Annotated in this window: 18 protein-coding genes; 17 read left to right on the forward strand and 1 reads right to left on the reverse strand. The window is 55.0% G+C overall.

The window, feature by feature from the left end:
* Nucleotides 1–31: 31 nt before the first annotated feature.
* The 13 genes from ACA108_07625 to ACA108_07685 all read left to right on the forward strand — a co-directional run bounded on the left by ACA108_07625 (nt 32) and on the right by ACA108_07685 (nt 14,978).
* The gene (locus ACA108_07625; protein XEX97364.1) at nt 32–724 is read left to right on the forward strand and encodes a DUF421 domain-containing protein; all 693 of its coding nucleotides are present in this window, start codon (nt 32–34) and stop codon (nt 722–724) included.
* A 159-nt stretch (nt 725–883) separates the two neighbouring features.
* A complete protein-coding gene (serC, locus tag ACA108_07630) occupies nt 884–1,969 on the forward strand; it encodes a 3-phosphoserine/phosphohydroxythreonine transaminase (GenBank protein ID XEX97365.1) in 1,086 nt (361 codons plus the stop codon).
* A gap of 78 nt (nt 1,970–2,047) precedes the next feature.
* The gene (aroA, locus tag ACA108_07635) at nt 2,048–3,331 is read left to right on the forward strand and encodes a 3-phosphoshikimate 1-carboxyvinyltransferase (protein ID XEX98047.1); all 1,284 of its coding nucleotides are present in this window, start codon (nt 2,048–2,050) and stop codon (nt 3,329–3,331) included.
* Between the two features lie 194 nt (nt 3,332–3,525).
* Nucleotides 3,526–4,206, forward strand: a complete 681-nt coding sequence (gene cmk, locus ACA108_07640; protein ID XEX97366.1) for a (d)CMP kinase — start codon at nt 3,526–3,528, stop codon at nt 4,204–4,206.
* A gap of 191 nt (nt 4,207–4,397) precedes the next feature.
* Entirely contained in the window at nt 4,398–6,071 is a 1,674-nt protein-coding gene (rpsA, locus tag ACA108_07645; GenBank protein XEX97367.1) for a 30S ribosomal protein S1, read from the forward strand.
* 90 nt (nt 6,072–6,161) lie between these two features.
* Nucleotides 6,162–6,449 (forward strand): integration host factor subunit beta, encoded by a 288-nt coding sequence (ihfB, locus tag ACA108_07650; GenBank protein XEX97368.1) that lies wholly within the window; start codon nt 6,162–6,164, stop codon nt 6,447–6,449.
* A gap of 248 nt (nt 6,450–6,697) precedes the next feature.
* Nucleotides 6,698–8,929 (forward strand): ComEC family protein, encoded by a 2,232-nt coding sequence (locus ACA108_07655; protein XEX97369.1) that lies wholly within the window; start codon nt 6,698–6,700, stop codon nt 8,927–8,929.
* Between the two features lie 37 nt (nt 8,930–8,966).
* Entirely contained in the window at nt 8,967–10,715 is a 1,749-nt protein-coding gene (msbA, locus tag ACA108_07660) for a lipid A ABC transporter ATP-binding protein/permease MsbA (GenBank protein ID XEX97370.1), read from the forward strand.
* Nucleotides 10,712–11,695: a tetraacyldisaccharide 4'-kinase gene (lpxK, locus tag ACA108_07665; protein ID XEX97371.1), complete on the forward strand. Its 984-nt coding sequence runs from the start codon at nt 10,712–10,714 to the stop codon at nt 11,693–11,695. The genes msbA and lpxK overlap by 4 nt, the downstream gene beginning before the upstream one ends.
* A gap of 46 nt (nt 11,696–11,741) precedes the next feature.
* On the forward strand, nt 11,742–12,992 hold the full coding sequence (locus tag ACA108_07670) for a winged helix-turn-helix domain-containing protein (GenBank protein XEX97372.1): 1,251 nt from the start codon (nt 11,742–11,744) through the stop codon (nt 12,990–12,992).
* Between the two features lie 31 nt (nt 12,993–13,023).
* On the forward strand, nt 13,024–13,206 hold the full coding sequence (gene ycaR, locus ACA108_07675) for a protein YcaR (protein ID XEX97373.1): 183 nt from the start codon (nt 13,024–13,026) through the stop codon (nt 13,204–13,206).
* The gene (gene kdsB, locus ACA108_07680; GenBank protein XEX97374.1) at nt 13,203–13,949 is read left to right on the forward strand and encodes a 3-deoxy-manno-octulosonate cytidylyltransferase; all 747 of its coding nucleotides are present in this window, start codon (nt 13,203–13,205) and stop codon (nt 13,947–13,949) included. Before ycaR ends, kdsB begins: the two co-directional genes overlap by 4 nt.
* 135 nt (nt 13,950–14,084) lie before the next feature.
* Nucleotides 14,085–14,978: a YcbJ family phosphotransferase gene (locus ACA108_07685; protein XEX97375.1), complete on the forward strand. Its 894-nt coding sequence runs from the start codon at nt 14,085–14,087 to the stop codon at nt 14,976–14,978.
* On the opposite strand, the gene elyC is transcribed toward ACA108_07685, so the two are convergent.
* Complete coding sequence (gene elyC, locus ACA108_07690; protein XEX97376.1) at nt 14,958–15,734, reverse strand: envelope biogenesis factor ElyC; 777 nt, start codon at nt 15,732–15,734, stop codon at nt 14,958–14,960. The genes ACA108_07685 and elyC overlap by 21 nt on opposite strands.
* Before the next feature lie 135 nt (nt 15,735–15,869).
* Between elyC and cmoM the strand changes: the two genes are divergently transcribed.
* From cmoM to mukB, 4 genes are read left to right on the forward strand one after another with little or no spacing between them, the layout of a single operon-like run.
* Nucleotides 15,870–16,658, forward strand: coding sequence for a tRNA uridine 5-oxyacetic acid(34) methyltransferase CmoM (gene cmoM / locus ACA108_07695; protein ID XEX97377.1), 789 nt, complete (start codon nt 15,870–15,872; stop codon nt 16,656–16,658).
* Complete coding sequence (mukF, locus tag ACA108_07700) at nt 16,651–17,973, forward strand: chromosome partition protein MukF (GenBank protein XEX97378.1); 1,323 nt, start codon at nt 16,651–16,653, stop codon at nt 17,971–17,973. Before cmoM ends, mukF begins: the two co-directional genes overlap by 8 nt.
* A complete protein-coding gene (gene mukE, locus ACA108_07705) occupies nt 17,954–18,670 on the forward strand; it encodes a chromosome partition protein MukE (protein ID XEX97379.1) in 717 nt (238 codons plus the stop codon). The genes mukF and mukE overlap by 20 nt, the downstream gene beginning before the upstream one ends.
* Nucleotides 18,667–23,115 carry a chromosome partition protein MukB gene (gene mukB, locus ACA108_07710; protein XEX97380.1) on the forward strand — a complete coding sequence of 1,483 codons (4,449 nt, stop codon included), beginning with the start codon at nt 18,667–18,669 and terminating at the stop codon, nt 23,113–23,115. Before mukE ends, mukB begins: the two co-directional genes overlap by 4 nt.
* Nucleotides 23,116–23,138: the final 23 nt, after the last annotated feature.

Below are 23,138 nucleotides of genomic sequence, written 5' to 3' on the forward strand. Positions count from 1 at the left end.
TGGTCAGTAACTGACTGTAATGGCGAAGAAAATGAAGACATTTGATTTACAGCGTATGGCGTTTGATGAAATGCCCCCGGACTTCTTATGGGAAGTCGCCGTGCGCAGCGTTTATACCTTTATTCTTGTTTTCCTGTTTTTAAAAATCACGGGCCGCCGCGGCGTGCGGCAGATGTCGCTTTTTGAAGTGCTGATTATCCTGACGTTGGGCTCGGCGGCGGGCGATGTGGCGTTTTATCATGATGTGCCGATGCTGCCGGTCTTTGTGGTCTTTATCACGCTCGCCTGCCTCTATCGTCTGGTCATGTGGCTGATGAGCCACAGTGAAAAGCTTGAAAACCTGTTTGAAGGTAAACCTGCCGTCATTATTGAAGAGGGCGAGTTTGCGTGGGAAAAAATGCAGTCCCAGAACATGACGGAGTTTGAATTCTTTATGGAACTGCGTCTGCACGGCGTGGAACACCTGGGCCAGGTGCGGCTGGCAATTCTCGAAACCAACGGGCAGATAAGCGTCTATTTCTTCCCCGATCATCTCGTCAGGCCCGGCCTGTCGATCCTGCCTGAGCCCTGCAACGAACGCTTTGAAGAAGTGCCGGAAGAGGGTGATTACGCCTGCATTCGCTGCAGTGAAGTGGTGACCTTTAATGCTGGTGAAAAATCGCAGTGTCCGCGTTGCGAACATCATCAGTGGGTAAAAGCCTCTACCGCTAAGCGTGTGACCTGACGGGGAAAATAGGGTTTTTTGCAGCCGGGATGGTGAATTGTTTTGTGTGATATGGCGCACATTCTCCCCGGCTGCCTGATTAACCGTTGCAGCCTCCGCGAGTGAATGATAAAACCGATAACGTAATAAAACTTATTGCTCAAAGGTTGGTGAGGGGAAATGGCTCAGGTATACAATTTTAGTTCTGGCCCGGCAATGCTGCCGGCCGAAGTGCTTCGCCGTGCACAGCGCGATCTCTGTGACTGGAATGGTTTAGGCACCTCCGTTATGGAGATCAGCCACCGTAGTAAAGAGTTCATTCAGGTCGCGGAAGAGGCCGAACAGGATTTTCGCGATCTGCTGCAAATCCCCTCGAACTATAAAGTATTGTTCTGCCACGGCGGCGGTCGCGGCCAGTTTTCAGCCTTACCGTTAAATCTGCTGGGTGATAAAACAACGGCCGACTATATTGACGGCGGCTACTGGGCCCACAGCGCAATTAACGAAGCGCAAAAATACTGCTCGCCGGTCGTATTCGATGCCAAAACCACCGTTGACGGCCTGCGCGCTATCAAGCCGATGAGCGAATGGCAGGTTTCCGACAACAGCGCTTATCTGCACTACTGCCCGAATGAAACCATTGACGGCATAGCCATCCACGAAACGCCTGACTTTGGCGATACCGTGGTCACCGCCGACTTCTCTTCGACTATTCTTTCCCAGCCTCTGGATATCAGCCGTTTTGGCGTGATCTATTCCGGCGCGCAGAAAAATATCGGTCCCGCTGGCCTGACTATCGTTATCGTCCGCGAAGATCTGCTGGGTAAAGCCCATCAGGCCTGCCCTTCTATTATTGATTACACCGTGCTCAACGAAAATGACTCGATGTTTAATACGCCACCGACCTTCGCCTGGTATCTCTCCGGCCTGGTATTCAAGTGGCTGAAAGAGCAGGGCGGCGTGAGCGCGATGGACAAAATCAACCAGGCGAAGTCGGACCTGCTGTATGGCGTTATCGATAAGAGTGACTTCTACCGAAACGATGTGGCTCCCGCTAACCGTTCACGCATGAACGTGCCATTCCAGCTGGCGGACAGCGCGCTGGATAAACTCTTCCTGGAAGAGTCGTTCGCAGCAGGTTTGCATGCTCTGAAAGGTCACCGGGTTGTTGGCGGCATGCGTGCGTCAATCTATAACGCAATGCCGCTGGAAGGCGTACAGGTGCTGACTGATTTTATGGTTAACTTCGAACGTCGCCACGGTTAAGCCGCGCGCGTTGTGTTTCTCCCCGCGGGCGACGCTCGCGGGGTTTATTTTGTTTGATTTGAGAGTACATTCCCCATGCTGGAATCCCTGACGTTACAACCCATCGCGCTGGTTAACGGCACCATCAATCTTCCTGGTTCAAAAAGCGTCTCTAACCGGGCTCTGCTGCTGGCAGCCCTTGCCCGTGGCACGACGGAACTGACTAACCTGCTTGATAGCGATGATGTTCGTCATATGCTTAACGCGCTTAGCGCGCTGGGCGTCAGCTATACGCTTTCGGCCGATCGCACCCGCTGCAAAGTTACCGGCATGGGTGGCGCTTTGCAGGCTCCGGGCGAACTGGAGCTGTTCCTTGGCAATGCCGGAACGGCAATGCGCCCGCTGGCGGCGGCGCTGTGCCTCGGCAGCAATAACATCGTCCTGACGGGCGAGCCGCGGATGAAAGAGCGCCCGATCGGTCATCTTGTCGATGCCCTGCGCCAGGGCGGCGCGCAGATTGATTATCTTGAGCAGGAAAATTATCCGCCGCTTCGCCTGCGCGGTGGTTTTGCTGGTGGACAAGTTTCCGTTGACGGTAGCGTTTCAAGCCAGTTCCTGACCGCGCTGCTGATGACCGCGCCGCTGGCGGCTGCTGATACCGAAATCACTATTAAAGGTGAGCTGGTATCTAAACCTTATATCGATATCACGCTGCACCTGATGAAAACCTTCGGTGTGGACGTCGAAAACCGTGATTATCGCAGCTTTGTAATTCGCAGCGGCCAACATTACCAGTCGCCTGGTGCTTATCTGGTCGAGGGCGATGCTTCCTCCGCCTCCTACTTCCTGGCCGCGGGCGCCATCAAAGGCGGCATCGTAAAAGTGACCGGCATTGGGCGCAACAGCGTACAGGGTGATATTCGCTTTGCTGACGTGCTGGAAAAAATGGGTGCTAAGGTAACCTGGGGTGAAGACTTTATCGCCTGCGAGCGGGGTGAGCTGAACGCCATTGATATGGATATGAACCATATACCTGACGCGGCCATGACTATTGCGACTGCGGCGCTGTTCGCCAAAGGGACTACCACACTGCGTAACATTCACAACTGGCGCGTCAAAGAGACCGACCGTCTGGCAGCGATGGCTACCGAGCTGCGTAAGATTGGAGCAGAAGTGGAAGAGGGTGAAGACTACATCACCGTCACGCCTCCGGCGCAGCTGAAGTTCGCTGAAATTGCCACCTATGACGATCATCGTATGGCAATGTGTTTCTCACTGGTGGCGCTGTCTGATACCCCTGTAACCATCCTCGATCCGAAATGCACCGCGAAAACCTTCCCGGACTATTTTGACCGACTCGCCGGCATCAGCACTCCAGCCTAATGCTTTATGACCGCATCATTCGATGCGGTTTTTTTATCTCCCCTACCTTTCCTTACAACGTTGTTGCGCAAATCTTCTACACTCAGCGTGGATCCCGTGGATATTTCGCAGGAAAGATAACAGTCCTGGCAGGGCTGGCGTATAATGCGCGGCGTTTAAGATTAAGCCCGCATTTCTGCGAGAAGGAGAAATAGATGACGGCACCCGCTCCAGTAATAACCATTGATGGCCCTAGCGGTGCAGGTAAAGGCACGCTGTGTAAGGCTATGGCGGAAGCGCTGCAATGGCATCTGCTTGACTCCGGCGCAATATATCGTGTGCTTGCTCTGGCTGCGTTACATCATCAGGTTGATGTCGCTTCCGAGGAGGCGCTGGTTCCCCTGGCCGCCCACCTCGACGTGCGTTTTGTTGCCAGCAACGGCGAACTTGAAGTGATACTCGAAGGCGAAGATGTCAGCGGTGAAATTCGTACTCAGGAAGTGGCGAACGCTGCCTCTCAGGTTGCGGCATTCCCTCGCGTTCGTGAAGCGCTATTGCGCCGCCAGCGTGCTTTCCGTGAAGCGCCGGGCCTGATCGCTGACGGACGAGATATGGGCACCGTGGTTTTTCCGGATGCACCTGTAAAAATCTTCCTCGATGCTTCCTCCGAGGAACGCGCACACAGACGTATGCTACAGTTGCAGGAAAAGGGCTTTAGTGTTAACTTTGAGCGACTTTTGGCCGAAATAAAAGAACGCGACGATCGCGATCGTAACCGGTCCGTAGCGCCGTTGGTGCCTGCAGCAGATGCCTTAGTGCTGGATTCGACCAGCATGTCGATTGACGAAGTCATTGAACGCGCACTGGCCTACGCACGGGAAGTGCTGGCAGCGTAAGCGGCCATTAAAGAAGAATTTTGTCAATATTGTCATGACATTGCCATGGCGATAACCCTACAGATCGGGTAAAATTTGCCCCCTGTAATCTAACCCTGCCGGCAAGGAGCCAATGGCGGGGTATGTCAAACAACCCCATTCGGCGGGACGCTAAATGGACGTTAAACTAAAGAACCTTGAAGATTAACAACATGACTGAATCTTTCGCTCAACTCTTTGAAGAATCCCTGTTAACAATCGAAACCCGTCCGGGTTCCATCGTTCGTGGCGTTGTAGTTGCTATCGACAAAGACGTAGTACTGGTTGACGCCGGTCTGAAATCTGAGTCTGCGATCCCTGCTGAGCAATTCAAAAACGCTGCTGGCGAACTGGAAATCCAGGTAGGCGACGAAGTTGATGTTGCTCTGGACGCAGTTGAAGATGGCTTCGGCGAAACTCTGCTGTCCCGTGAGAAAGCTAAGCGTCACGAAGCCTGGATCACGCTGGAAAAAGCTTACGAAGAAGCTGAAACTGTGGTCGGTGTTATCAACGGTAAAGTTAAAGGTGGCTTCACTGTTGAGCTGAACGGTATTCGCGCGTTCCTGCCAGGTTCCCTGGTTGACGTTCGTCCGGTTCGCGACACTCTGCACCTCGAAGGCAAAGAGCTTGAGTTCAAAGTAATCAAGCTTGACCAGAAACGTAACAACGTTGTTGTTTCTCGCCGTGCTGTTATCGAATCTGAAAACAGCGCAGAACGCGATCAGCTGCTGGAAAACCTGCAGGAAGGCATGGAAGTTAAAGGTATCGTTAAGAACCTTACTGACTACGGTGCATTCGTTGATCTGGGCGGCGTTGATGGCCTGCTGCACATCACTGACATGGCATGGAAACGCGTTAAGCATCCAAGCGAAATCGTGAACGTTGGCGACGAAATCACTGTTAAAGTGCTGAAGTTCGACCGCGAGCGTACTCGTGTTTCTCTGGGCCTGAAACAGCTGGGCGAAGATCCATGGGTCGCTATCGCTAAGCGTTACCCAGAAGGTACTCGTCTGACTGGCCGCGTGACCAACCTGACCGACTACGGCTGCTTCGTTGAAATCGAAGAAGGCGTTGAAGGCCTGGTGCACGTTTCAGAAATGGACTGGACCAACAAAAACATCCACCCATCCAAAGTTGTTAACGTTGGTGACGTAGTGGAAGTGATGGTTCTGGATATTGACGAAGAACGTCGTCGTATCTCCCTGGGCCTGAAGCAGTGCAAAAACAACCCATGGCAGCAGTTTGCTGAGACCCACAACAAGGGCGACCGCGTTGAAGGTAAAATCAAGTCTATCACTGACTTCGGTATCTTCATCGGCCTGGACGGCGGCATCGACGGCCTGGTTCACCTGTCTGACATCTCCTGGAACGTTACAGGCGAAGAAGCAGTACGTGAATACAAGAAAGGCGACGAAATCGCAGCTGTGGTTCTGCAGGTTGACGCAGAGCGCGAACGTATCTCCCTGGGCGTTAAACAGCTCGCAGAAGATCCGTTCAACAACTACGTTGCGCTGAACAAGAAAGGTACTATCGTTACTGGTAAAGTAACGGCAGTTGACGCGAAAGGTGCTACAGTTGAATTAGCAGATGGCGTAGAAGGCTACCTGCGTGCTTCTGAAGCGTCCCGTGACCGCGTTGAAGATGCAACTCTGGTTCTGAACGTAGGCGACGACGTTGAAGCTAAATTCACCGGCGTTGACCGTAAAAACCGTGTTGTAAGCCTGTCTGTTCGTGCGAAAGACGAAGCTGACGAGAAAGATGCAATTGCGACTGTTAACAACAAACAGGAAGAAGGCAACTTCTCTAACGCAATGGCTGAAGCATTCAAAGCAGCTAAAGGCGAGTAATCGTCCGAGCGCTAAATCAGGGCGGCTACGGCCGCCCTTGTTCGATTGATAGCTGTAAGCTAATTTTCCTGAAAGGAAACCGGAGGAATCATGACCAAGTCAGAATTGATTGAAAGACTTGCTACCCAGCAATCTCATATTCCCGCTAAAGCCGTGGAAGATGCAGTTAAAGAGATGTTGGAACATATGGCCTCTACGCTTGCCCTTGGCGAGCGTATTGAAATCCGGGGTTTCGGCAGTTTCTCCTTACACTATCGCGCGCCACGCACCGGACGTAACCCGAAAACTGGCGATAAAGTGGATCTGGAAGGTAAATACGTTCCGCACTTTAAACCAGGTAAAGAGCTACGTGACCGCGCCAATATTTATGGCAACTGAGTCTCTGGACTGAGCTGTTAAAAACGGTACCTTCGGGTGCCGTTTTTTTTGCCTGCAATTCGGGTTATTCGGCACTGCTCGCAATTCTCTTTGTGTCGAATATTCACCCCTCATTTTTCTCTGAAAGCCCTGCGCAATTTCCTTTTTCACCCTTCGACGCTGGAAATCTTTCGCCGCACACTCCCATTAAAAAGGAGGCGAGAGTGATAAATCTGTCAGCGCTATGCATAAGTATTATCGCAGGAATCATGCCGTTGCTATGGCTACCGGCTATTCCCGGGATTAAAGTTATCGCTGTACTGCTGGCCGCAGGTTTATGTCTACTCATTCCGAGACATCTGACGTGTCGTTACCTCGGCATCGTTGCACTGTCTTTATGCTGGGGATTGCTTGCCGCGCGAGAAAGCCTCGAGCCGTTTGAAAATCTGATCCAGAAGCCGGTTGCCGCGCAGGTCGTCGTTATGCGTACGGACGGCGCTCAAAACCATGAGCTGCAGATTACCCGCGTTGATAATCATCTTATTTTCCCGCCGGTGGGCGTGGCTTTAAAAGGCGTGTACCTTCCGGCATCGGTTTGCCCGGGCCAGAAGTGGCTGATGAAACTGCGGCTGCGCCCGGTTCATGGGCGACTCAACGAAGGAGGATTTGATAGCCAGCGCTACGCTCTGGCGCAGCATCTTCCCCTACGTGGCCGAATGACAGAAGCAACCAGGCTTAGCGAAACATGCTCGCTCCGGGCGCAATGGATGATGCGCGTGACGGCGGCAACACAGCAGCTGGAGTGGCAAGGCATTATTCTGGCGCTTGCCTTTGGGGAGCGGACTGGGATCGGTGCAGAAGTGAAAGATCTCCTGCGGCAGACCGGGACTGCACACCTGATGGCTATTTCTGGTCTGCACATCTCGCTGGCTGCTGGAGCTGGGTGGCTATTGGCCCGCTGCATCCAGCTTTGCTTTCCTGCCTGGCGAATTGGTTTCCGTTTACCATTACTGGCAAGCCTGGTGACCGCCGGAGTCTATGCATGGCTTGCTGGGGGTAACCCTCCGGCCATGAGGGCGCTGACGGGCCTGGCCCTCTGGCTGCTTCTGCGCCTGAACGGACGGCAGTGGTCAGCATGGGAGGTCTGGTTATGCTGTTTCTGCGGCATCCTGTTTTTTGACCCGCTGACGGTTCTGTCAGACAGTTTCTGGCTGTCGGTGCTGGCAGTTGGCTGCCTGATTTTCTGGTATCAGTGGATACCGCTGCCACCGAGAATGGCAGCCTGGAAAGGGTATTTTCGTTACCTCGCAGGCATCCTCCATCTGCAAATTGGCATCACGCTTTTACTAATGCCCGTGCAGCTGTTCATGTTTCATGGCGTCAGCGTCAATGCGCTGCTGGCAAATTTAATTGCCGTTCCTTATGTTTCGCTGCTGGTTGTGCCTCTTCTGCTGGCAGGTCTGGTATTGACGGGGACTCCCTGGGTTGAAGAAGCGCTGTGGAGAAGCGTTGATACTTTGCTGGCATGGCTATTTTCCATTCTGGCGCGATTACCTGGTCAATGGCTGGAGCTGGATTCTCGTTTTCTGATACTGAGCCTTGCGGGGTGGTTAGCCATTGTCGTTTATCGCCTGGCAATCTTAAAAACGTCACCGCTGTCGCTTGTGGTTCTTGGAGGTTATTTGGCGGTACTGGCCTCGGGTGTCCTGCCCAAAAAAGATCGCTCCTCGTGGGAAGTTACTATGCTGGACGTTGGCCACGGGCTTGCTTTAGCGGTCGTGCGCCATGGAAAAGTGATGCTCTATGATACCGGAGGTGCCTGGCCCGGTGGAGACAGCGCGCAGCAGGTAATTATTCCCTGGCTGCGATGGAAAAACTTGTCACCCGAGGGCGTAATACTAAGCCACGAGCACCTTGATCATCGGGGTGGGCTTCCCAGTCTGCTAAAGACGTGGCCAAAGCTGGAGGTTCGAAGTTCGCTTGGGTGGGCTAATCATCGCCCCTGTTTTCGAGGACAGCGCTGGCGCTGGCAGGGTCTGAACTTTACCGTGCACTGGCCGCCGCCCGGAAACGGATATAAAGGGAATAACGGCTCCTGTGTGGTGATGGTCAGCGACGGTCGCTTCCGAATGTTATTGACGGGCGATGTGGAAGCCCCGGCAGAATTGGCTATGCTCAAGGAGCGGTGGCAGGTTTTAAAGGCTGATATTATTCAGGTTCCTCATCACGGGAGCCGGACGTCATCAGGCGGTCCGCTGCTACGGGCGGTATCGGGCCAGGCTGCGCTGGCCTCCGCTTCTCGCTATAACGCCTGGCGTTTACCGTCAGTAAAAGTTATCGCACGGTATCAAAAGCAGGGCTACAGATGGTATGACACAGCCCATTCCGGGCAGATCACTATTCGAATAAACAGTGATAAATGGCAAATCAATGGCTTCAGAGAGCAATTATTGCCCCGTTGGTATCATCAGTGGTTTGGCGTAACCCGAGATAGTAGGTAGAATATGCGGCTATTTCATCACAAGCTGGTTCGACTTAATGCAGAACGATAAAGATCTCTCCACATTGCAGACCTTCCGCCGTTTATGGCCGATGATTTCGCCTTTTAAAGCAGGTCTGATCGTGGCTGGGATTGCGTTAATCCTCAACGCAGCCAGCGATACCTTTATGCTATCGCTGCTTAAACCGCTGCTGGATGAGGGGTTTGGGAAAGCGGACAAGTCAGTTTTGTTGTGGATGCCGCTGGTGGTTATTGGGCTTATGGTTATGCGCGGCATTACCAGCTATATCTCAAGCTACTGTATTTCATGGGTTTCTGGTCAGGTGGTTATGAATATGCGTCGTCGCCTGTTTAGCCATATGATGGGCATGCCCGTCGCGTTCTTTGACCAACAGTCAACGGGCACGCTGCTGTCCCGCATCACTTACGACTCAGAGCAGGTTGCTTCCTCCTCCTCCAGCGCGCTCATCACCGTTGTACGCGAAGGCGCCTCCATCATCGGCCTGTTTGCGCTGATGTTCTGGTACAGCTGGCAGCTGTCGCTGATTTTGATTGTGCTGGCGCCGGTCGTCTCATTTGCGATTCGTTTCGTCTCAAAACGCTTCCGTAACATCAGCAAAAACATGCAGAACACCATGGGGCAGGTGACTACCAGCGCCGAGCAGATGCTGAAAGGACATAAAGAAGTTCTGATTTTTGGTGGTCAGGAAGTTGAAACCGAACGTTTCAATAAGGTCAGTAACCGGATGCGTCACCAGGGCATGAAGCTGGTGTCCGCCTCGTCAATTTCTGACCCTATCATTCAGCTGATTGCCTCCCTGGCGCTGGCCTTTGTGCTGTATGCCGCGAGCTTCCCGAGCGTAATGGAAACGCTGACCGCTGGTACCATTACTGTCGTCTTCTCCTCCATGATTGCCCTGATGCGTCCGCTGAAATCACTGACCAACGTCAACGCGCAGTTCCAGCGCGGTATGGCGGCATGTCAGACGCTGTTCTCTATTCTGGATTCAGAGCAGGAGAAAGACGAAGGCACACGTACTATTGATCGTGCGAAAGGCGATGTGGCCTTCCGCGACGTGACCTTTACTTATCCAGGCCGTGAGATCCCGGCGCTGCATAATATCAACCTCGAGATCCCTGCTGGTAAAATGGTTGCCCTGGTTGGTCGCTCTGGTTCCGGTAAATCTACTATCGCCAGCCTGATCACTCGTTTCTACGATATTCAGCAAGGCAGCATTCAGATAGATGGCGTGGACATTCGCGAGTATACGCTTTCGTCCCTGCGTAATCAGGTGGCGCTGGTTTCTCAGAATGTGCACCTGTTTAACGACACCATCGCCAACAACATCGCTTACGCCCGCACCGAGCAGTACAGCCGTGAAGATATCGAAAAAGCGGCACGTATGGCTTACGCGATGGACTTTATTGAGAAGATGGATAAAGGCCTGGATACGGTGATAGGTGAGAACGGCGTGCTGCTTTCAGGCGGCCAGCGTCAGCGTATCGCGATTGCCCGTGCGCTGCTGCGCGACAGCCCAATTCTGATTCTGGATGAAGCGACCTCTGCACTGGATACAGAATCTGAGCGCGCCATTCAGGCGGCGTTAGATGAGCTGCAGAAGAACCGTACTTCGCTGGTTATTGCCCACCGCCTGTCCACCATTGAACAGGCCGACGAAATCGTTGTAGTGGAAGATGGTCGTATCGTCGAGCGTGGTCCTCACGCGGAGCTGATTGCCCATCGCGGCGTGTACGCCCAACTGCACAAAATGCAGTTCGGCGAATGATCGAACGCATCTGGTCGGGAAAATCTCCCCTCTATCTGCTGTTATTACCGCTCGCCTGGCTTTATGGCCTGGTGAGCGGTGCCATTCGTCTTAGCTATAAACTAGGATTACGAAAGGCGTGGCGCTCGCCGGTGCCCGTTGTGGTGGTGGGCAACCTTACCGCAGGCGGCAACGGCAAAACGCCCGTCGTTATCTGGCTCGTGGAGCAGCTGCAGGCCCGTGGTGTTCGGGTGGGCGTTGTCTCACGTGGATACGGCGGCAAAGCGGAGAGTTATCCGCTGCTGCTCACTCAGCAGAGCACAACGGCTCAGGCCGGTGACGAACCCGTTCTGATTTATCAGCGTACCGGCGCGCCGGTTGCCGTTGCGCCCGATCGCAGCGCAGCGGTTAAAGCGCTGATCCAGCATGCCCACCCGCAGATAATTATTACTGATGACGGCCTTCAGCATTACGCTTTAGCCCGCGATAAAGAAATTGTCGTCGTGGATGGCGTTCGTCGGTTCGGCAACGGCTGGTGGCTGCCCGCAGGCCCGATGCGTGAAAGAGCCGGACGTTTACAGTCCGTTGACGCCGTTATCGTAAACGGCGGCGATACTCGCGGCGGTGAGATAGCCATGCATTTGCAACCCGGTGAGGCGGTTAATCTCGAAACGGGTGAGCGCCGGGCCGTGCAGAGCTTGAATAACGTTGTGGCTATGGCGGGCATCGGCCATCCGCCTCGTTTCTTTACTACCCTACGGCACTGTGGTTTAGAGCCTGTCCGCACCGTAAGCCTGGCCGATCACCAGGCGCTGAACGAAGCCGACGTCTCGAAGCTGGTTCAAAATGGGCAGACGCTGCTGATGACAGAAAAAGACGCGGTGAAATGTCGGGCATTTGCGGCCGGACACCAAAACTGGTGGTATCTGCCGGTTGATGCCCATCTGTCGGAACCCCAGGCAGAACAGCTGCTGCAATCGGTGAGCGCGCTGATTAAGTAAGTTTCAGCGCGGTCATGAACAGCTTTGTTGATGACAGGAAGACGCTATGTCCGTACCGTACCTGACCTTACGCTCCGCCCGTAATCTTCATCTGGCAGCCCAGGGGCTGCTGCTGAAACCCCGCCGCCGCGCCCGGCCATCCGATATTCTCCTGGCCATCTCCAGAATGTCTCTGCTGCAAATCGACACGATTAATATTGTCGCCCGCAGCCCCTATCTCGTCCTCTTTAGCCGTCTTGGGCATTATGCCCCGGCATGGCTTGATGAAGCATTAAGGCGCGGTGAGCTTATAGAATACTGGGCGCATGAGGCCTGCTTCCTGCCAAAAGAAGATTTTGCGCTGGTGCGCCACAGAATGCTCAACCCCGAAAAAATGGGCTGGAAATACCGTGCTGAATGGATGCAGGAGAACGCCGAAGAAATAGAAAAGCTGCTCGCCTATATTCAGGACAACGGTCCCGTACGTTCAGTGGATTTTGAACATCCGCGTAAAGGGGCAGGCGGCTGGTGGGAGTGGAAGCCGCACAAAAAACATCTTGAAGGCTTGTTTACTTCAGGAAAGGTGATGGTAAGAGAGCGGCGTAACTTTCAGCGCGTTTACGATCTTACTTCTCGCGTGATGCCCGACTGGGATGACAAATTGCATTTGGTTCAGCAGCAGGACGCCGAGCGGCTGATGCTGGAAAAAAGCGCCCGCAGCCTGGGTATTTTCCGCCCGGAATGGCTGGCCGATTACTATCGGCTGAAAAATATTCCGATTAAGTCGCTTGTTGCCGGGTGGGTCGAACAAGGCAAAGCCCTTCCGGTTCAGGTTGAAATGCTGGGCGAGATGTATGTTGACCATTCACTGTCCGGGCTGCTGCCCCGCGCAGAACAAAACCAGCTTAAAGCGACCCGCAGCGCCGTGCTGTCGCCTTTCGATCCTGTCGTCTGGGACCGCAAACGTGCAGAAGCGTTATTCAATTTCTCCTATCGGCTGGAATGCTATACCCCGGCGGAAAAGCGCAGGTACGGTTATTTCGTGCTGCCCCTGCTGCATCAGGGCGTGCTGGTGGGCCGAATGGACGCAAAAATGCATCGTAAAGAGGGAACGCTTGAGGTGATCGGCCTGTATCTTGAGGAAGGCGTTAAACTACATCTCAACACGATCGATGGTCTGCACGATGCCCTGAGCGAATTTGCCTGCTGGCAAAGTGCCGAACGGATTACGCTCGGGAATATCCCGGCCCCGCTTGCTGCCGTATGGGGCAGCGGCTGGGAAATTACCCCGAAAAATTCATCAGATATGCTATCCTGACGCCACTGATGGCGCCCATTCTGGAGTAACTATGGATCACCGTTTACTTGAAATCATTGCCTGCCCGGTTTGTAACGGCAAGCTCTATTATAATCAGGAAAAGCAGGAGCTTATCTGTAAGCCTGATGGCCTGGCCTTCCCGTTCCGCGACGGCATTCCGGTGCTGCTGGAAACCGAGGCGCGTACCCTGACCCTCGACGAGACTAATCCATGAGTTTTGTGGCTATTATTCCCGCCCGCTATGCGTCCACACGTCTGCCGGGCAAGCCGTTGAAAGACATTAATGGCAAACCGATGGTGGTACACGTGCTCGAGCGCGCCCGTGAGTCCGGCGCGGAACGTATTATCGTTGCCACGGATAACGAAGAGGTCGCCCGCGCGGTTGAGGCGGCGGGGGGCGAAGTCTGCATGACAAGGGCAGATCATCACTCCGGCACCGAGCGCCTGGCTGAAGTTATCGAAAAATGCGCTTTCAGCGACGATACCATTATCGTCAACGTGCAGGGCGATGAGCCGATGATCCCACCGGTCATCATTCGCCAGGTTGCGCAAAACGTGGCCAACAGCCAGGCCGGTATGGCAACGCTTGCGGTGCCGATCGATTCTGCTGAAGAAGCCTTTAATCCGAATGCCGTAAAAGTTGTGATGGACGCGCAGGGTTACGCGCTTTACTTCTCCCGTGCGACCATCCCATGGGATCGCGACCGCTTCGCCCAGTCCCGCGAACAGATTGGTGACACCTTTCTGCGCCACATTGGTATCTATGGCTACCGCGCAGGCTTTATTCGTCGCTATATCAGCTGGGAGCCAAGCCAGCTTGAGCAAATCGAAATGCTAGAGCAGCTCCGCGTGCTGTGGAACGGCGAGAAAATTCACGTTGCCGTCGCCAAAGAGATCCCGAGCATTGGCGTTGATACCCCGGAAGATCTGGAGCGCGTGCGCGTCGCAATGCGCTAGTTCCGCCTTCAGCTGCAAACAAACCGGCCACCGCGCCGGTTTTTTTTATCTGTCGACATATTGATCTCAGAGGATGACATCTCGTAAAAGCGCGCTCAGAATGAAAAGTACCAGTGTTCATAGGGGTAACGGGATATGGAGTTGCTGCGTAGGGAGTTAAGTCATCTGCTCGGTGAAAAGCTAAGCCGCATTGAGTGTATCAGCGAACGAACGGATACCGCGGTCTGGTCGCTGTATGACAGCCACGGGCATGCCATGCCTTTGCTGGCCAAGAGCTTTACTACGCCGGGAGTGGCCTCGCAGCAGGCATGGAAAATGTCGATGCTCGCCCGCTCGGGCACCCTTCGTCTGCCGGTGGTGTATGGCATCGTCACCCATGATGACCATCCGGGACCGGATGTGATCCTGATGGAGCGCCTGCGAGGCGTCTCCGTTGAGGCACCGGCCAGAACGCCAGAGCGCTGGGAGCAGTTGAAGGACCAGATAGTGGAAGGCCTGCTTGCATGGCATCGCGTGGACAGCAGGGGCTGTGTAGGCAGTGTGGACAGCACCCAGGAAAATATCTGGCCCTCCTGGTACCGTCAGCGCATTGAAGTGCTATGGACTACCCTCAATCAGTTCAAAAATACCGGTCTGACGATGCAGGATCGGCGCATTCTGTTCCGTTCACGGGAGTGTCTGCCCCGCATGTTTGAAGGATTTAACGACAACTGCGTGCTGGTGCACGGTAATTTCACCCTGCGCAGCATGCTTAAGGACGGGCGCAGCGATCAGCTTCTGGCGATGGTTAACCCCGGGGTGGTGCTGTGGGCACCCCGTGAATACGAAATATTCCGTTTGTATGAGGAAGGGCAGGCGGAAAGCCTCTTCTGGCACTATTTACAGCGCGCGCCGGTGGCGGAATCTTTCCTGTGGCGGCGCTGGCTGTACGTCCTGTGGGACGCGGTAGATCAGCTGATACAGACGGGCCGCGTAAACCGACCCGCCTTTGACGCCGCTTCTAAGGGATTATTGCCCTGGATCGCCTGACGAGCCTTTAAGCCACTGCCATATGCGGCCCATGGTTTCATAGGCAACGCGATCGCTGTGCATCAGCCATAAAGGCGAGGGCGTGATTTTTTCCCACGGATTCAGCGGGGAGTCTATCGCCGTCTGGTTAGCCGGTGCAGGTAAGGGGTTGAGCCCCGCATGCCGGAAGAAAATCACCGCCCGCGGCAAATGTGAGGCGGAGGTCACCAGCAGGAACGGCTGTTTGCCAATTTCCTTAGCCACAGCCGCCGCTTCTTCTTCAGTATCCTTTGGCGTATCGAGCGTGATTATCGCCGAACGAGGCACGCCGAGGCTTTCAGCAACGCGAGCGCCTGCTTCTGCGGTGCTCACCGGGTTGGTCATCGCCGGAGCGCCGGTAAAGATCATTTTTGCGCCGGGGTTAGCCTGCCAGAGGCGTACGCCTTCGGTTACGCGCGGCAGGCTGTTATTGATCAGATTTGAGCTGGGCGCCCATTTCGGGTTCCAGGTATATCCCCCTCCCAACACCACGATGTAATTCACCCGCTCGCCGCCGCGCCAGGTAGGATAAGTATCTTCTATAGGCTTAAGCATGCGGTCGGCAACCGGCTGAAGACTAATTAAGAATAAAACCAGCCAACCCGCTGTGAGCAGCGCTTTTCCGGTTTTTTGCCAGCGGGTAAACCACAGCAATAAAATCGCCACGCCAATCACCATCAGGAGTAGAGGCAGGGGCAGCAGCAGGCCACCGATATATTTTTTCAGTACGAATAGCATGAATTCTGGCTCCTTTTTTAACCACCCAGGCGGCAAACGCTGCTGATATTACACCAGCCAGGTTCATTCTCGTGCAAGCTGTGCCAAAATAGCGGTTTTCTCAGACTGACCCCTAAAAGCCGTGGAGTAGTACCCGTGCGTGACCGCAATTTTGATGACATTGCCGAGAAGTTCTCACGCAACATCTATGGTACGACCAAAGGCCTGCTGCGGCAGGCGATCCTCTGGCAGGATCTCGATGCTTTGCTCAGCAACATGCCTGAGAAACTGCGCGTATTAGACGCAGGCGGCGGGGAAGGGCAAACGGCCTGCCGTATGGCCGAACTGGGTCATAGCGTCACCCACTGCGACGTTTCCGCCGGGATGATCGCTCGTGCCCAGGCTCTGGCCTGCGAAAAAGGTGTGAGCAGCAACATGCATTTCGTACATTCCGCAGCCCAGGACATCGGACAACATTTGGAAAGCCCGGTTGATCTGATATTGTTTCACGCGGTGCTGGAATGGGTCGTGGATCCACAAGCCGTGCTTAAGTCTTTGTGGGAATGCCTTGCGCCCGGCGGCGCATTGTCGCTGATGTTCTACAATGCTAACGGCCTGCTGATGCGCAATATGTTCGTGGGCAACTTCGAATACGTGATGCAGGGCATGAAAAAAAATAAAAGGAAAACCCTGTCGCCTGACAATCCGCTGCAGCCAGAACAGGTTTATCACTGGCTGGAGCAAATTGGCTGGCAGATTACCGGCAAAACCGGGGTGCGGGTGTTCCACGATTACCTGCGAGACAAGCACAAACAACGCGATGGTTTTGACGATTTGCTTGAACTTGAAACGCGATATTGCCGCCAGGAGCCGTTTATCAGCCTCGGTCGCTATATCCACGTGACGGCAGTCAAGCCGCTTGAGCCAAGGAAAAATTATGAGTGATGTTTCCCAGACAGTGCCTGAACTGGTTGCCTGGGCCAGGAAAAATGATTTCGCCATCTCGCTGCCAACGGAACGCCTGACGTTTCTTCTGGCGGTTGCCACGCTTAACGGCGAAAGGCTTGACGGCGAGCTGAGTGAAGGGGAGCTGGTGGATGCGTTCCGCCACGTGAGCGACGGTTTCGAGCAGACCACTGAGACCATTAACGTTCGCGCGAACAATGCCATTAACGACATGGTGCGCCAGCGTCTGCTCAACCGCTTTACCAGTGAAATCCACGAAGGGAATTCAATCTACCGCCTCACGCCGCTGGGGATCGGTATCACCGATTACTACATACGTCAGCGTGAGTTCTCTACGCTGCGTCTCTCTATGCAGCTTTCAATCGTCGCCGGTGAACTCAAGCGCGCAGCAGATGCCGCCGATGAAAACGGTGATGAGTTCCACTGGCACCGTAACGTGTTTGCGCCGCTGAAATACTCCGTGGCAGAGATCTTCGACAGTATCGATCTCACCCAGCGCATCATGGACGAACAGCAGCAGCAGGTAAAAGACGATATCGCCCAGCTGCTGAACAAAGACTGGCGCGCGGCTATCTCCAGCTGCGAACTGCTGCTTTCTGAAACGTCCGGTACCCTGCGTGAACTCCAGGACACGCTGGAGGCGGCAGGGGACAAACTGCAGGCGAACTTACTGCGCATTCAGGACTCTACTATGGGGCGCGACGACCTGCACTTTGTCGATCGCCTTGTCTTCGACCTGCAAAGCAAGCTCGACCGAATCACCAGCTGGGGCCAGCAGGCCATCGACCTGTGGATCGGCTACGACCGGCACGTGCACAAATTCATTCGTACCGCTATCGACATGGATAAAAACCGCGTCTTCGCCCAGCGTCTGCGCGTTTCGGTACAGAACTACTTCGATGCTCCGTGGGCGCTCACCTACTCCAGCGCGGAACGTTTGCTGGATATGCGTGACGAAGAGATGACGCTTCGCGACGAAGAGGTGACCGGCGAACTGCCAACCGATCTGGAATTCGAAGAGTTCAACGAGATTCGCGAACAGCTGGCGGCCATGATTGAAGCGGCGCTACAGGTTTACAAAACCAGACAGGTGCCGCTGGATTTAGGCGTAGTGATGCGTGACTATCTCACCCAATACCCGCGCGCGCGCCATTTTGATGTGGCACGAATCGTGGTCGACCAGGCGGTACGCCTCGGTGTGGCTGAAGCAGACTTTACTGGCCTGCCGCCGCAGTGGCAGGCAATCAACGATTACGGAGCCAAGGTACAGGCGCATGTCATCAACAAATATTGAAAAAGTGATGCCGGTTAAACTGGCACAGGCACTGGCAAATCCGTTATTCCCGGCCCTCGACAGCCAGCTGCGTGCAGGACGGCACGTCGGCCTCGACGAGCTGGATAATCATGCCTTTTTAATGGACTTCCAGGACTATCTGGAAGAGTTCTACGCCCGCTACAACGTGGAGCTTATCCGCGCGCCGGAAGGATTCTTCTATTTGCGCCCCCGTTCCACAACGCTTATTCCGCGCTCGGTCTTGTCCGAGCTGGACATGATGGTCGGCAAAATCCTTTGCTACCTCTATCTCAGCCCGGAACGCCTGGCCAACGAAGGGATTTTTACCCAGCAGGAGTTGTACGACGAGCTGCTGACCCTGGCCGACGAAAGCAAGCTGCTGAAGCTGGTGAACAACCGCTCAACCGGCTCCGATCTCGATCGCCAGAAGCTACAGGAAAAGGTTCGCGCGTCCCTTACTCGTCTGCGCCGTCTCGGCATGATCTGGTTTATGGGGCATGACAGCAGCAAGTTCCGCATTACAGAATCGGTATTCCGCTTTGGTGCTGACGTACGCACCGGTGACGATCCGCGCGAAGCGCAGCTGCGCATGATTCGTGACGGTGAAGCAATGCCTGTTGAAAGCCGCTTACAGCTCAACGACGAAGCCGAAGAGCCACAGACAATCCAGGACAACGCGGAGGAAGAACAGGAATGATCGATCGCGGAAAGTTTCGCTCACTAACGCTGATAAACTGGAACGGTTTCTTCGCGCGTACGTTTGATTTAGATGAGCTGGTCACCACGCTTTCGGGCGGTAACGGTGCCGGTAAATCCACTACCATGGCGGCGTTTGTTACCGCGCTAATCCCGGACCTGACGCTGCTTCACTTCCGTAACACCACCGAAGCTGGTGCGACTTCCGGTTCGCGTGATAAAGGCCTGCACGGTAAGCTGAAAGCGGGCGTCTGCTACTCGACGCTGGACGTGATCAACTCCCGCGGCGAGCGCGTTCTGGTTGGCGTCCGTCTGCAGCAGGTTGCCGGGCGCGACCGTAAGGTTGATATCAAACCGTTTGCTATTCAGGGGCTGCCAGATTCACTGCAGCCCACCGAATTGCTGACGGAGACCATCAACGAGCGTCAGGCCCGCGTGCTGAGCCTGCCGGAGCTGAAAGATAAGGTGGAGGCCATCGAAGGCGTCCAGTTTAAACAGTTCAACTCCATTACCGACTACCACTCGCTGATGTTCGATTTGGGCATTGTTGCGCGTCGTCTGCGCAGCGCCTCGGACCGCAGCAAGTTCTACCGCCTGATTGAAGCTTCGCTGTACGGCGGGATCTCCAGCGCCATCACCCGCTCCCTGCGCGACTATCTATTGCCGGAGAACAGCGGCGTGCGTAAAGCCTTCCAGGATATGGAAGCCGCGCTGCGTGAAAACCGCATGACGCTGGAGGCCATTCGAGTCACCCAGTCCGATCGTGATCTGTTTAAGCATCTGATCTCCGAAGCCACAAACTACGTGGCAGCGGACTATATGCGCCACGCCAACGAACGCCGTATTCATCTGGATAAAGCGCTCGAGTATCGTCGCGATCTGCTGGTAAGCCGTCAGCAGCTAAGCGCTGAACAGTATAAGCACGTTGATATGGCGCGTGAGCTGGCTGAACACAGCGGTGCGGAAGGGGATCTGGAAACGGATTACCAGGCCGCCAGCGACCACCTGAACCTGGTGCAGACCGCTATCCGTCAGCAGGAAAAAATCGAACGCTACGAGACCGACCTCGAAGAGCTGCAAATGCGCCTCGAAGAGCAGAACGAAATCGTTGCGGAAGCCCACGATCAGCAAGAAGAGAACGAAGCACGCGCCGAAGCCGCCGAGCTGGAAGTGGATGAACTGAAAAGCCAGCTTGCTGACTACCAGCAGGCGCTGGATGTGCAGCAAACCCGTGCGATTCAGTATCAGCAGGCGTTGCAGGCGCTGGAACGTGCCCGTGCCGTTTGTCATCTGCCTGATTTGACAGCAGACAGCGCCGACGAGTGGCTGGACACTTTCCAGGCGAAAGAACAGGAAGCAACGGAAAAACTGCTGACGCTGGAACAAAAAATGAGCGTGGCGCAAACTGCGCACAGCCAGTTTGAGCATGCTTATCAGCTTGTTACCGCGATCAGCGGCCCGGTCAGCCGCAGCGACGCGTGGGCTGCCGCGCGCGATTTGCTGCGCGACAGCAATAGCCAGCGTCATCTGACCGAACAGGTTCAGCCGCTGCGCATGCGTCTTAACGAGCTTGAACAGCGCCTGCGCGAACAGCAGGAGGCCGAGCGTCTTTTGGCCGATTTCTGCAAGCGTCAGGGCAAGCAGTTCGACCCCGAAGATCTCGAAGCTTTCCATGAAGAACTGGAAGAGCGCATCGCCACGCTGCAGCAGAGCGTCTCTGACGCCAGCGAAGCGCGTGTTTCTTTGCGCCAGGAGCAGGAGCAGATTCAGACGCGAATCAAACGTCTGAGCCTGCGGGCCCCGATCTGGCTTGCCGCGCAGACCAGCCTTAACCAGCTGTGTGAGCAGAGCAACGAAGAGTTTGAAAGCAGCCAGCACGTTACCGAATACATGCAGCAGCTGCTTGAGCGTGAGCGCGACGTCACCGTTGAACGCGATGAAGTAGGTGCCCGCAAACGCGCTATCGATGAAGAGATCGAACGCCTCAGCCAGCCGGGCGGTGCAGAAGATCCGCGTCTGAACGCGCTGGCCGAACGGTTTGGCGGCGTATTGCTGTCAGAAATTTATGACGATATCAGCCTGGACGATGCGCCTTACTTCTCTGCGCTTTACGGCCCGTCCCGCCACGCCATCGTGGTACCGGACTTGTCGCTGGTTCGTGAGCAGCTCGAAAGTCTTGAAGAGTGCCCGGAAGACCTTTATCTGATCGAAGGGGACCCGTCGTCCTTCGATGACAGCGTCTTTACCGTCGAAGAGATGGATGCCGCGGTGCTGGTGAAAACCGCCGAGCGCCAGTGGCGCTATTCCCGCTTGCCGGAGCTGCCGCTATTTGGGCGCGCGGCGCGTGAAAACCGTCTCGAGAAGCTGCATGCCGAACGTGAAACGCTGGCAGAACGCTTCGCTACGCTGTCGTTTGACGTGCAGAAATCTCAGCGTTTACACCAGTCGTTCAGCCGCTTTATCGGCCAGCATCTGGGCGTGGCGTTTGACGAAGATCCGGAAGAGGAGATCCGTCAGCTTAATACTCGCCGCGGCGAAATTGAGCGCGCCATCAGCAGCCATGAGAATGATAACCAGCAGCAGCGTCAGCAGTTCGATCAGGCAAAAGAGGGCGTAGCTCAGCTTAACCGCCTGCTGCCGCGTATCAGCCTGCTGAGCGATGAAACCCTTGCAGACCGCTGCGACGAAATTCGCGAACGCCTGATGGAAGCCGAAGAAGCGGCACGCTTTATTCATCAGCACGGCAATCAGCTGGCAAAACTGGAAGCGGTGGCCTCTGTACTGCAAAGTGACCCCGAGCAGTTCGAACAGTTAAAAGAAGATTATCAGTACGCGCAGCAGATCCAGCGCGACGCCCGCCAGCAGGCCTTTGCCTTAACGGAAGTTGTGCAGCGTCGCGCGCACTTCGGTTATTCCGATTCTGCAGCCATGCTGGACGGCAACAGCGACCTGAATGAAAAGCTGCGCGCCCGTCTGGCGCAGGCAGAAACGGAGCGTACCCGTTCTCGTGAAGCGCTGCGTAGCCACGCCCAGCAGCTCAGCCAGTTCAGCCAGCTAATGGCGTCGTTGAAAAGCTCCTTCGATACCAAGAAAGAGCTGCTTAACGATCTGCATAAAGAGCTACAGGATATCGGCGTGCGGGCGGATATTGGCGCGGAAGAACGTGCTCGCGCACGTCGTGACGAACTGCATACCGCACTAAGCAACAACCGTTCCCGCCGCAACCAGCTTGAAAAAGCGCTGACCTACTGTGAAGCGGAAATGGACAACCTGACCCGCAAACTCAAACGTCAGGAACGTGACTACGTTGAGATGCGTGAGCAGGTCGTCACGGCGAAGGCTGGCTGGTGCGCCGTGATGCGAATGGTGAAAGACAACGGCGTTGAGCGTCGTCTGCACCGTCGCGAGCTTGCCTACCAGTCCGGCGACGAATTACGCTCTATGTCGGATAAGGCGCTGGGTGCGCTGCGACTGGCCGTGGCGGACAACGAACATCTGCGCGATGTGCTGCGCATGTCCGAAGATCCAAAACGCCCCGAGCGTAAAATCCAGTTCTTCGTGGCGGTTTACCAGCATCTGCGCGAGCGTATCCGTCAGGATATCATCCGCACAGACGACCCGGTCGAAGCCATCGAGCAGATGGAAATCGAGCTGGGCCGCCTGACCGAAGAGTTGACATCACGCGAACAGAAGCTGGCTATCAGCACGAAGAGCGTGGCGAACATTATTCGTAAAACAATTCAGCGTGAGCAGAACCGTATCCGCATGCTGAACCAGGGGCTGCAAAGCGTTTCCTTCGGCCAGGTTAACAGCGTGCGTCTTAACGTGAATGTACGGGAAACCCACGCCACGCTGCTTAACGTGCTGTCCGAACAGCATGAGGCGCATCAGGATCTGTTTAACAGCAACCGTCTGAGCTTCTCGGAAGCGCTGGCTAAGCTTTACCAGCGTCTGAATCCGCAGATTGACATGGGCCAGCGCACGCCGCAGACCATCGGTGAAGAGCTGCTGGACTACCGCAACTATCTTGAGATGGAAGTGGAAGTTAACCGAGGTACCGACGGCTGGCTGCGTGCGGAAAGTGGCGCGCTGTCAACGGGTGAAGCGATCGGTACCGGCATGTCGATTCTGGTGATGGTTGTGCAGAGCTGGGAAGAGGAGTCGCGCCGCCTGCGCGGTAAAGACATCTCCCCTTGCCGCCTGCTGTTCCTCGATGAAGCGGCTCGTCTGGATGCCAAGTCAATCGCCACGCTCTTTGAGCTGTGCGAACGCCTTGAAATGCAACTAATTATTGCTGCACCTGAGAACATCAGCCCGGAAAAAGGCACTACCTACAAGTTGGTTCGAAAGGTGTTTAACAACCATGAGCATGTGCATGTTGTGGGCCTGCGAGGCTTTGCCCCTCCACTACTTGAGCCGGTTATGGGGGACGCGGAAGCTTCATAGCGGGTATATCCATTACAGCGGAC

Source organism: Dryocola sp. LX212 (assembly GCA_041504365.1).
GTDB lineage: Bacteria > Pseudomonadota > Gammaproteobacteria > Enterobacterales > Enterobacteriaceae > Dryocola.

Coding starts and splice junctions, on each gene's coding strand:
- ACA108_07625 (XEX97364.1), top strand. CDS start 32: ATGAAGACATTTGATTTACAGCGTATGGCGTTTGATGAAATGCCCCCG.
- serC (XEX97365.1), top strand. CDS start 884: ATGGCTCAGGTATACAATTTTAGTTCTGGCCCGGCAATGCTGCCGGCC.
- cmk (XEX97366.1), top strand. CDS start 3,526: ATGACGGCACCCGCTCCAGTAATAACCATTGATGGCCCTAGCGGTGCA.
- rpsA (XEX97367.1), top strand. CDS start 4,398: ATGACTGAATCTTTCGCTCAACTCTTTGAAGAATCCCTGTTAACAATC.
- ihfB (XEX97368.1), top strand. CDS start 6,162: ATGACCAAGTCAGAATTGATTGAAAGACTTGCTACCCAGCAATCTCAT.
- ACA108_07655 (XEX97369.1), top strand. CDS start 6,698: ATGCCGTTGCTATGGCTACCGGCTATTCCCGGGATTAAAGTTATCGCT.
- msbA (XEX97370.1), top strand. CDS start 8,967: ATGCAGAACGATAAAGATCTCTCCACATTGCAGACCTTCCGCCGTTTA.
- lpxK (XEX97371.1), top strand. CDS start 10,712: ATGATCGAACGCATCTGGTCGGGAAAATCTCCCCTCTATCTGCTGTTA.
- ACA108_07670 (XEX97372.1), top strand. CDS start 11,742: ATGTCCGTACCGTACCTGACCTTACGCTCCGCCCGTAATCTTCATCTG.
- ycaR (XEX97373.1), top strand. CDS start 13,024: ATGGATCACCGTTTACTTGAAATCATTGCCTGCCCGGTTTGTAACGGC.
- kdsB (XEX97374.1), top strand. CDS start 13,203: ATGAGTTTTGTGGCTATTATTCCCGCCCGCTATGCGTCCACACGTCTG.
- ACA108_07685 (XEX97375.1), top strand. CDS start 14,085: ATGGAGTTGCTGCGTAGGGAGTTAAGTCATCTGCTCGGTGAAAAGCTA.
- elyC (XEX97376.1), bottom strand. CDS start 15,734: ATGCTATTCGTACTGAAAAAATATATCGGTGGCCTGCTGCTGCCCCTG.
- mukF (XEX97378.1), top strand. CDS start 16,651: ATGAGTGATGTTTCCCAGACAGTGCCTGAACTGGTTGCCTGGGCCAGG.
- mukE (XEX97379.1), top strand. CDS start 17,954: ATGTCATCAACAAATATTGAAAAAGTGATGCCGGTTAAACTGGCACAG.
- mukB (XEX97380.1), top strand. CDS start 18,667: ATGATCGATCGCGGAAAGTTTCGCTCACTAACGCTGATAAACTGGAAC.